At 73.9% G+C, this 9244-nt stretch carries 9 protein-coding genes; 6 read left to right on the top strand and 3 right to left on the bottom strand.

Annotated features, from left to right (window positions below):
* On the bottom strand, positions 1–1004 hold a 1004-nt coding region (locus ACFV4N_RS34355), incomplete at its 3' end, for an acyltransferase family protein (protein ID WP_499676829.1).
* Between the two features lie 126 nt (positions 1005–1130).
* A complete protein-coding gene (locus ACFV4N_RS34350) occupies positions 1131–2603 on the bottom strand; it encodes a DHA2 family efflux MFS transporter permease subunit (protein ID WP_499676828.1) in 1473 nt (490 codons plus the stop codon).
* Positions 2604–2857: 254 nt separating this feature from the next.
* Between ACFV4N_RS34350 and ACFV4N_RS34345 the strand changes: the two genes are divergently transcribed.
* Both ACFV4N_RS34345 and ACFV4N_RS34340 read left to right on the top strand, forming a co-directional pair.
* Positions 2858–3088 (top strand): hypothetical protein, encoded by a 231-nt coding sequence (locus ACFV4N_RS34345; protein ID WP_499676827.1) that lies wholly within the window; start codon positions 2858–2860, stop codon positions 3086–3088.
* A 93-nt stretch (positions 3089–3181) separates the two neighbouring features.
* A complete protein-coding gene (locus ACFV4N_RS34340) occupies positions 3182–4357 on the top strand; it encodes a hypothetical protein (RefSeq protein ID WP_499676826.1) in 1176 nt (391 codons plus the stop codon).
* 33 nt (positions 4358–4390) lie between these two features.
* Here ACFV4N_RS34340 and ACFV4N_RS34335 read toward each other — a convergent pair whose 3' ends face one another.
* Positions 4391–4870, bottom strand: coding sequence for an Lrp/AsnC family transcriptional regulator (locus ACFV4N_RS34335; RefSeq protein WP_499676825.1), 480 nt, complete (start codon positions 4868–4870; stop codon positions 4391–4393).
* A gap of 229 nt (positions 4871–5099) precedes the next feature.
* On the opposite strand from ACFV4N_RS34335, the gene ACFV4N_RS34330 reads away from it, so the two are divergent.
* The 4 genes from ACFV4N_RS34330 to ACFV4N_RS34315 are packed head-to-tail and all read left to right on the top strand — an operon-like array spanning position 5100 to position 9224.
* Positions 5100–5966 (top strand): TauD/TfdA family dioxygenase, encoded by an 867-nt coding sequence (locus ACFV4N_RS34330; RefSeq protein ID WP_499676824.1) that lies wholly within the window; start codon positions 5100–5102, stop codon positions 5964–5966.
* Positions 5963–7051 carry an alpha-hydroxy acid oxidase gene (locus ACFV4N_RS34325; RefSeq protein WP_499676823.1) on the top strand — a complete coding sequence of 363 codons (1089 nt, stop codon included), beginning with the start codon at positions 5963–5965 and terminating at the stop codon, positions 7049–7051. Before ACFV4N_RS34330 ends, ACFV4N_RS34325 begins: the two co-directional genes overlap by 4 nt.
* A 23-nt stretch (positions 7052–7074) precedes the next feature.
* Positions 7075–8172 carry an aminotransferase-like domain-containing protein gene (locus ACFV4N_RS34320; RefSeq protein ID WP_499676822.1) on the top strand — a complete coding sequence of 366 codons (1098 nt, stop codon included), beginning with the start codon at positions 7075–7077 and terminating at the stop codon, positions 8170–8172.
* Positions 8169–9224 carry a DMT family transporter gene (locus tag ACFV4N_RS34315; protein ID WP_499676821.1) on the top strand — a complete coding sequence of 352 codons (1056 nt, stop codon included), beginning with the start codon at positions 8169–8171 and terminating at the stop codon, positions 9222–9224. Before ACFV4N_RS34320 ends, ACFV4N_RS34315 begins: the two co-directional genes overlap by 4 nt.
* Positions 9225–9244: the final 20 nt, after the last annotated feature.

Genomic DNA, 9244 nt, shown 5'->3' with positions numbered 1-9244 from the left:
AGCCAGATCCCCGTCCCGGGCTCCCGCGTCGGGTAGCCGAAGCCGATCACCGCGATCCCGGCGACCACCACCAGCGCCGGCATGTGCCACAGGTAGACGCTCATGAAGCGCGGGCCGAGCAGGCCCAGCGCCGCCGAGACCGCCGGGCGCCGGGCGAACGCGTTCAGCGCCGGGCGCAGCGCCAGCAGCAGGCCCACCTGGCCGATGCCCAGCGCCACCAGCAGCACGCTCGGCGGGCTCATGTTCGACATGGGCGCGCCGGGCATCCCGATCATGCTCGCCGGGTACGGGCCGAAGAACACCATCAGCGCGGTGACGCCGTAGCCCGCGGCCGACATCGCCAACGCGCTCCGGCGGCGCAGCGCGCCCAGCCGGCCCTCGGTGTAGTGGAAGCCGACCTGGTGCACCGCCAGCCACACGAACACCGCGTTCGCGTAGCCGACCAGCCACACGTCGTTGAACCGGGCCAGGTCCACCAGCACGCCGGCGACCGCCAGGGCCACGGGCACGCCCAGCCCCCACCGGCTGTGCGCGGCCACCGCCAGCGGCGTGACCAGCACGGTGAGCAGGTAGACCGCCAGGAACCACAGCAGCTGGGCGGCGACCGCGCCCGCGACCTCGACGGGATGCTCGGCGACACCGGCGAAGCGCAGCAGGCCGGGCACGACCAGCCACACCGCCAGCAGCGGCAGCGCGGGCAGCAGCAGGCGCCGCACGCGCGCGGCCAGCCAGTCGCGGCCGGTGCCGCCCGCCGCCTGCACCCGGCGCAGGGACAGCAGGTTGGCCGCGCCGCCCGCGAAGAACACCAGGGGCATGACCTGGGACAGCCAGGTGAACAACCACCAACCCGGCGTGGTCAGCGCGTTGCCCGTGCTCAGGCGACCGGCGGAGTAGCCGAGCACCGGCATCAGCCAGTGCTGTGCCACGACGCCGACGATGGCCAAAGCGCGGACCACGTCGAGGAACAGATCACGTACCCCGGTGTGCGACGGGCTCGAAGACATGATCCCCAGCATGGCCGCGACGACGGCCCCGCACAGCGGTGCAAGCCTCCGTTCCCAGGTCGACTTTTCCCCACCCCAGGGGTGGGGGAAAGCCCACCCCCGGGGTCCGTCCAGACATCTCGCCGGTCAGGCCGGCGACTCGGCCTTACCGCCCTTGACCAGGAAGGAACCGGCCACCGCCGCCAGCGAGGCCACCGCCGCGAACAGCAGCGCCGTGTGCAGGCCGCCCATCTCGGCGCTCACCGCGGGCTGACCGGACGCGGCCAGGTCCGCGGCCCGCCCGCTCATCACGCTCACCAGCAGCGCCACCCCGGCCGCGGCGGCCAGCTGCTGCGTCGTGCTGAAGATCGCGCTGCCGTGGGAGTACAGCCTGGACGGCAGGGCGCCCAGGCCGGCGGAGAACAGCGGCGTGAACGAGAACGCCAGCCCCAGGCTCAGCACCAGGTGGAACACCAGCACCAGCGCGGCGGGCGTCGAGGCGTCGAACGAGGCCGCGAACCACAGGGACGCGCTGGTCGCGACCGTGCCGATGATCAGCAGCAACCGCGGGCCCACCCGGTCGTAGAGCCGGCCGACCAGCGGCGACAGCAGACCCATCAGCAGGCCGCCGGGCAGCAGCAGCAGGCCCGTGGCCAGCGGGTCGAGCCCCAGCACGTTCTGGATGTAGATCGGCAGGATCGTGGCGACGCCGAGCAGCAGGCCCATCATGACCATCATCAGGGCGCTGGCCAGGGTGAACGTGCGGAAGGCGAACGTCCTGAGGTCCAGCAGGGCGCGTTCGCGGCGCTGGAGCGACACCTGCCGCAGCACGAACGCCGTGATGCCACCCACGCCCACCGCCAGCGACGCCCACAGCGTCGCGGAGGCCGACCCGGAGGCGTGCCCGATGCTGGACAGGCCGTAGACCAGCCCGCCGAAGCCGAACACCGACAGCACCACCGACGGCACGTCCAGCGGCGCCTCGCTCGACTCGCCGATGTTCGTGACCATGCGCAGCCCCAGCACGAGGGTCGCCAGCGCGATCGGCAGCACCGACCAGAACATGGCGCGCCAGCCGAACAGGTCCAGCACCACGCCCGACACCGTCGGCCCGATCGCCGGCGCCACCGAGATGACGATCGAGATGTTGCCCATCAGCGCGCCGCGGCGGGCCGGCGGCACGAGCGTCATGACCGTCGTCATCAGCAGCGGGAGCATGATCGCGGTGCCGCTCGCCTGCACCACGCGCGCCGCCATCAGCACGGTGAAGCCCGGCGCCAGCGCCGCGATCAGGGTGCCCGAGCTGAACAGGCCCATCGCCACGCCGTACAGCACGCGCGTGCGCACCCGCTGGATCAGGTAGCCGGTGATCGGGATGACCACCGACATGGTCAGCAGGAAGCCCGCGGTGAGCCACTGGCCCACCGCCGCGGTCACGTCCAGCTCGGTCAGCAGCACCGGGAGCGCCACGCCCATGATCGTCTCGTTCAGGATGACGACGAACGTGGCGACGAGCAGCACCCCGATCACGGTGCGGTCGCCGCGGCTGAGCGAGGGCGGGGCCGTCGCGATGTCGGGTGCGGCGCCGGGCACGGTGCCCGGCGCGTCGGTGGAAGTCATGCGGGATCCCCCAGGGAACAACGGGCGCGGAGACGGGCGACAGCGCCCAGATCACCGTCAAGACTACCGGGGGCGCGCCGGTGGCGAACGTCCGTTTCCACGGTCGACGAACGACGTGCGAACGGTCACAACGGCCTTCGCGCCACCGGTTCCGCGCGGCCGGACCCCGCCGCCCCGGCCGCGCCGTCCGAATCGGACGACCTGCGGCGGACCGGCGTGCCCGCGTAGGCTCGGCGGGGTCGGAGGGAGCGCGCATGACGGACGAGGAGCTGGTCGTCGAGTTCGCCCTGGCCCGCCTCGACCACCCCGACCTGGACCTGGAGGAGGTCGCCGCGCTCGTGGTCCGACGCGTGGGCCCGGAGCACATGCTGGAGTTCGCCTCCCGCACCCTCGCGGTCCGCGACGAGCTGCGCGGCGCGCTGTTCCCCTCCGCCGTCGAGCACGTGCTGCGCGTGGTGCTGACCCTGCGCGGGCCCGTCGACTGAACCGCCGGACCTCGTCGGGATGGCGGTTGATCCGCGTGGCGGGTGTCGCCATGATGACCCTTGTCGCTGCTTGACCGACAAGGGGGTAGTCCGGTGAAGAATTGCCGAACGGTGCTCGTCGGGCTGGTGGCGGTGCTCGTCTCGGCGGTGCTCGTCGCGGTGGTGGCGCCGGCGGCGCCCGCCCAGGCCGCGACGGCGCTGCCCGCGGCGAACTTCCGGCTCAAGGCCACCGCACCCTCCGGGCTGATCGACGACCTCGACGCCGCGCTGCCCAACGTGGGCGTCCCGACCGTGGTCGGCGACGGCAACCGGGCCGCCACCCCCTGTGCCCCGGCGGCGGCCAACCGGGTCGCCGCGTTCTGCTGGAACAGCGGGGACGACGACGTCGCGTACTGGGTGCCCCAGGGCATCACCACGACCGCCGACGCCTACGGCGAGGCGACCTACGAGGGCGCCACCGCGATCCTGGTGAGCTGGTACGACAACGGCTCCGACGGGATCGAGCGCGGCGTCCGCGTCTCGTTCGTCGACTACTCCACCCCCTCCGCGCCGACCTACCGCCACGTCCTGCTCGTCGAGCCCTACGCCAACGCCTCGGGCCAGGCCTCGTTCCGGCCCGTGAACCTGCACGCCGGCGGCATGTTCTGGTACGGCCACCACCTCTACGTCGCGGCCACGGGCAGCGGCTTCCGGGTCTTCGACCTGCGCCACCTCTGGCAGACCAGCACCTCGGACGGCGGCGCGATCGGCCGCCAGGCCGACGGCAGCTACCAGGCCTTCGGCTACAAGTACGTGCTGCCGCAGGTCTTCGCCTACGACCAGTCGACCACCAACGGGCACGCGAACATCCGCTTCTCGTTCGCCGCGCTGGACCGCACCAGCACCCCGGACAGCGTCGTGGTCGGCGAGTACGCCAACCCCGGTGCGGGCAGCCGCCTGTTCCGCTTCCCGATCGACCACACCGACCGGATGCTGGTCGAGTCCGCCGACGGCTACGCCCGCGCGAGCGAGGCGTACGAGGTGTCGGTGCAGAGCATGCAGGGCGCGACCGCGATCAACGGCAAGTTCTACCTGTCGACCAGCGACGGCAGCGGCAACAGGGGCGACCTGGCCACGTTCACGCCCGGCGGCCCGGTCGTCATGCGCGCCGACGTGCTGCCGATCGGGCCCGAGGACCTCTCCTACTGGCCGGCCAAGGGGCAGCTCTGGTCGCTGACCGAGTACGCGGGCAGCCGCTCGGTCTTCGCCGTGCGCGCCTCCGCTTACTGACGCCGCCGGAGGCCCGGCGGCGCGCACCCCCGCTCACCCCGGCTCGGCCGTCGGCAGCGTCAACGTGGTCCGGACCGGGTCCAGCACGAACATCGTCGTGTAGCGGCGGATGTTGGGCGCGCTCTTCAGCACCTCGTCGGCGACCTCGCGGTGGTGGGCCATGCCCGTCGTCGCGAGGATCACCACGTAATCGCAGTCGCCCGACACGTTGTAGACCTGCTGCACGTGCGGGTTGGCCAGCACCCGCGCGCGGAACTCCGCGTGCGCCTCCACCGATTCCCGGTCGAGCGTGACCGTGCAGACGGCCAGCAGCACGTCAACCGCCTTGCGGGGGTCCAGCACCGCCACCGTGCGGTCTATCAGCCCGGTCTCCCGGTAGCGGCCGATGCGCCGCTGCACGGCGCTGGGCGACAGCCCCGCCAGCTCGCCGAGGGTGGCCAGGGTGCGTGCGCTGTCCTGCTGGAGCAGGGCCAACAGGGTGTGGTCGATGTCGTCCAAGGCGATCCGCGGCACGCAACGATTTTGCGCGGTGCCGGGAGAACTTTCAATCGCGTCCCGGCCGAACCCGGCTAGTCTCACCACCCGGGCGCGCGGGTCGCGGTCGAAATCGAGCCGAAAGCCGGGGTGAATCCACGGTCGTTAGCGTTGGCCATCGGTAGCGTTCACATTCCGGATGTAAGAGGGCGGACACACGATGTCTGGCGTTGTCGCATTAACCGCGCACACCGTTTCCGAAACCGAATTGAACGATCTGGTGAACGGCGGGAAACCGCCCGCCGCACTCGCCGAATTCGCCCGCGACTCCGGGCGGGAGGGATTCCTGCTGCTGCGCGGCCTGCCGATCGGGGAAATCCCGCCGACGCACGTCGACGGCCGGCCCGCCACGCTGACCGGGCACCCCACGGACGACGTGCTGCGCGGCTTCGCCGACGCGCTCGGCACGATGGTCGGCTACGCCGAGGAGAAGGGCGGCGCCCTCGTCCACGAGGTGCAGCCGGTGCCCGGCGACGAGACCAGGATCGAGAACTCCGGCTCGGTCGCCTTCGACTTCCACACCGAGAACGTCCACCACCCGCTGCGCCCGGACTACCTGGGCCTGATCTGCCTGCGCCAGGACCACCTCGGCGTGGCCGCCACCCGGGTCGCCTCCGGCCGGGCCGCCCTGGAGCTGCTGGACCCCGGCACCGCGGCGACCCTGCGGCAGCCGGTGTTCCACAGCAACCACCCGTCGTCGTTCACCCGCGACGGCGCGGAGGTCGCGCCCGCCGGGCCGCACCCCGTGTTCTACGGCGACCCGGCCCGCCCGTTCCTGCGGTTCAACTCGCACAACACCTTCGCGGTCACCCCGGCGGGCCGCGCCGCGCTGGTCCGGCTCGCCGAGGCGCTGGAGGAGGTGTGCCACGACGTGCTGCTCGAACCCGGCGACTGCGTGATCGTCGACAACACCGTCGCCGCGCACGGCCGCAGCGCGTTCGTGCCCCGCTACGACGGGCAGGACCGCTGGCTGCGCCGCTTCTACTCGGTCCGCTCGTTCCCGCGGGTCGTGCAGGACATGATGGCCGGCTCCCGCGTCATCCCCGCCCTCGGCGACATCCGGGGCGTCTGGTGACCGCCGTCGAACCCCGCGTCGACCACACCACCGCCGACGTCGAGGCCGCGTGGCGCGAGCGGACGCCGGCGCCGGTCCGCGCCTACGTGGCGGGCGGCGCGGGCGCGGACGGCACGGTCGAGGGCAACGAGGCCGCGTTCCGGTCGGTCTGGCTGAGCCCGCGCGGCATCCGCGCCTCCGGCGGCGAGCCGGACACCGGCACCACCCTGCTCGGCCACGAGCTGACCAGCCCGGTGGTGCTGGCACCGACCAGCCCGCAGCGGCTGCTGCACCCGGACGCCGAACTGGCCACCGCCCGCGCCGCCGCCCGCCGGGGCGCGCTGTCGATCGTCAGCACCGACACCCACCACCCGTTCCCCGACATCGCGGCCGCGTCACCCGGCCTGACCTGGTTCCAGCTCTACGGCTACCGGGACCGCGCGCACGTCGCCGAGACCGTCGCCTACGCCGAGCGGGGCGGTGCGACGGCCCTCGTGGTCACCGTCGACGCCTCGGACAGCGCCCGCCGCGTCGGCACCTGGCGCGCCGGGTTCCGGCTGCCCGACGACGTCGACTACGGCACGCTGCGCGCGGTGGGCGTGCTCGACGGCGCCGCGCCCGCCTCCGGCCGGCTGGACCGGCTGCCGGTCACCTGGGCGGACCTGGCCTGGCTGCGCGAGCTGACCTCGCTGCCGCTGCTGGTCAAGGGCGTGCTGCGGGCCGAGGACGCGCGCCGCTGCGCGGCCGAGGGCGCGGACGGCGTCATCGTGTCCAACCACGGCGGGCGCCAGCTCGACGGCGTCGTGCCCAGCCTCGTCGCACTCGCCCGCATCGCGCCCGAGCTGCCCGCCGGGACCGCGGTCCTGGTCGACGGCGGCGTGCGGTCCGGCGTGGACGTCGCCAAGGCGCTGGCGCTGGGCGCCCACGCCGTCTGCCTCGGCCGGCCCTACCTGTGGGGGCTAGGCCTGGACGGCGAGGCCGGCGTCGGCCGGGTGCTCGACCTCGTCGACGCCGAGCTGCGCGACGCGCTGCGCCAGCTCGGCGTGTCCTCGGTGGCCGAGCTGGACCGGTCCTTCGTCGCCCTCCCCGGCGCGCACCCCCTGTGAAACCCCTCCTGATTGGCGGTCCCATGTCCTCCAGCCCCGTCCAGTTCACCCGCGGCGTCCCGCCGGAGGAGGTGCTGCTCGTGGACGAACTGGCCAAGATCACCACCGAGGTGCTCGCCGAACGGCCCGCCGAGGTGTTCCAGTACCCGCGCATCGGCGGCAACCTCGGCGATGAGCGGCTGCGCGCGGCCCTGGCCTCCCGCCACGGCGTCGACCCCGCGCGGGTGTTCGTCGGCAACGGCTCGCTCCAGGTCCTCGACCTGCTGGCGCAGCTCCTGCTGGGCCCCGCCGGCGGGGACGTCGTGGTGGAGTCGCCGACCTACGACCGCGCCGGCCTGATCTTCCAGCGCCACGGCGGCCGCGTGCTCGGCGTCCCGCTGAACCAGGACGGCCTCGACGTCGAGCGGCTGGGAGCGCTCGTCGCCCGGCGGCGACCGGCGTTCCTCTACACCATCCCCGACTTCCAGAACCCCAGCGGCGTGTGCGCGTCGGAGGCCAACAGGCGGGCGCTGGTCGACCTCGCCGAGCGGCACGGCCTCACGATCGTCGAGGACACCCCGTACCGCAGGCTCCGGTTCCGCGGCGTCGAGCAGCCCTCGCTCGCCGAGCTGGCGCCGGACCGGGTCGTCACGGTGGGCTCGCTGAGCAAGGTGCTCAGCCCCGGCCTGCGCGTCGGCTACGCCATCGGCGACCCCGCGCTGGTGGCCGGGCTGGCGGAACTGGGCGAGGGCACCTACCTCACGCCGACCCCGCTGTCCCAGGCCGTGGCGGCGCGGTGCCTGGAGCTGGGGGTGGTGGACAGCGCGGTCGCCACCGCCGTGTCGTTCCTCAAGCCGCGGCACGACGCGGCCGTCGCGGCGACCCGCGAGGCGTTCGGCGACCAGCTGGTGGCCGAGCCGGGCGGCGGCTACTTCCTCAGCGTGCTCGCGCGGTCCGAGCTGCCGGAGGCGGAGTTCCTGGCCGCGGCGGCCGACGCGGGCGTGCGCCTGGCCCGCGGGTCGGCGTTCTTCCCGGGCGGGCTGCCGGACGACCGGCTGTTCCTGCGCCTGCCGTTCCAGGCGCTGCCCGAGGCCGAGTTCGCCCGCGGCGTGCGGCTGCTGGCCGACGTGCTGGCCCGATGACCAGGTCGGACCTGCTGGCCAGCCTGGCCGTGGGCACGCTGGGCGCGGTGGCGATGGGCAGCGCCGCGCCCGCGCTGAAGATGCTCGCGTCCACCGAGCTGTCGCCGGTCAACGTGATCCAGGTGCGGACGGTGATCGGCGCGCTCGCGCTGCTCACCGCCGCCCTGCTCCTGCGGTGCGGCCGGCTGCTCGTCCCGCGCCGCGACTGGTGGCTGGTGGCGGTGTACGGCGTGGTGACCATCGCGGTCAACCAGGTCCTCTACACCGTCGCCCTGGCCAGGCTGCCCGTGGGCGTCGCGCTCTTGCTGGAGTACCTCTCGCCCGTGCTGGTGGCGCTGTGGGTGCGGTTCGTGCGGCGTGAGCGGGTGCCCAACCTGCTGTGGGTGGGCATAGCGATCCTGCTGGCGGGACTGGCCCTGGTCAGCAAGGTCGGCTCGGCCTCGGGGCTGGACGGCGTCGGCGTGATCTTCGGCCTGCTGGCGGCGCTGACCCTGGCGGGCCGGTTCCTGCTCGCCGAACGCGGCCTGCGCACGCACGACCCGCTGGTCATGGCCACCTGGGGCGGCTGCCTGGGCGCAGTCGCGCTGGTCGCGGCGGGCGTGGTCGCCCCGTTCCCGGTGTCGGCGCTCGGCGGGACGGCGACCCTCGGCGGGGCCTCCGCCCCGGTGTGGGCGCTGGCCCTGTACGTGGGGCTGGTCGGCATGGCGGGCGCGATCCTGCTCGCGGTCGTGGCCCAGCGCACCATCCCGTCGACCTCGGCGAGCCTGGTGGCCGCGCTGGAGATCGTCGTGGGCGGCGTGCTGGCCGCGGTGGTGCTCGGCGAGCGGCTGACCCCGGCGCAGTGGGTCGGCTCGGCGGGGATGCTCGTGGGCATCGTGCTCGCCCAGGTCGCGGTGGCCCGGCGGGCGGGGAGGCCCGCGCCCGTCACGGGAGCGGTGGCGGGTGGTGGCGCGGCTCCGGGGCCGGGATCGGGAGCAGGTCCGGCGCCGGGCGTCGGACCTGCCCCGGCGGCCGGGTCGGGTGCCGGGGCCGGCGCGGGGGTGCCGCGGTGAGCACCGGGTCCCTGCTGTTC

Origin of the sequence: Actinosynnema sp. NPDC059797 (assembly GCF_042732085.1) — a bacterium.
Classification (GTDB): domain Bacteria; phylum Actinomycetota; class Actinomycetes; order Mycobacteriales; family Pseudonocardiaceae; genus Actinosynnema.
The sequence above is the reverse complement of the archived record's forward strand: the minus strand, read 5'-3'. Positions and strand labels throughout refer to the sequence as shown.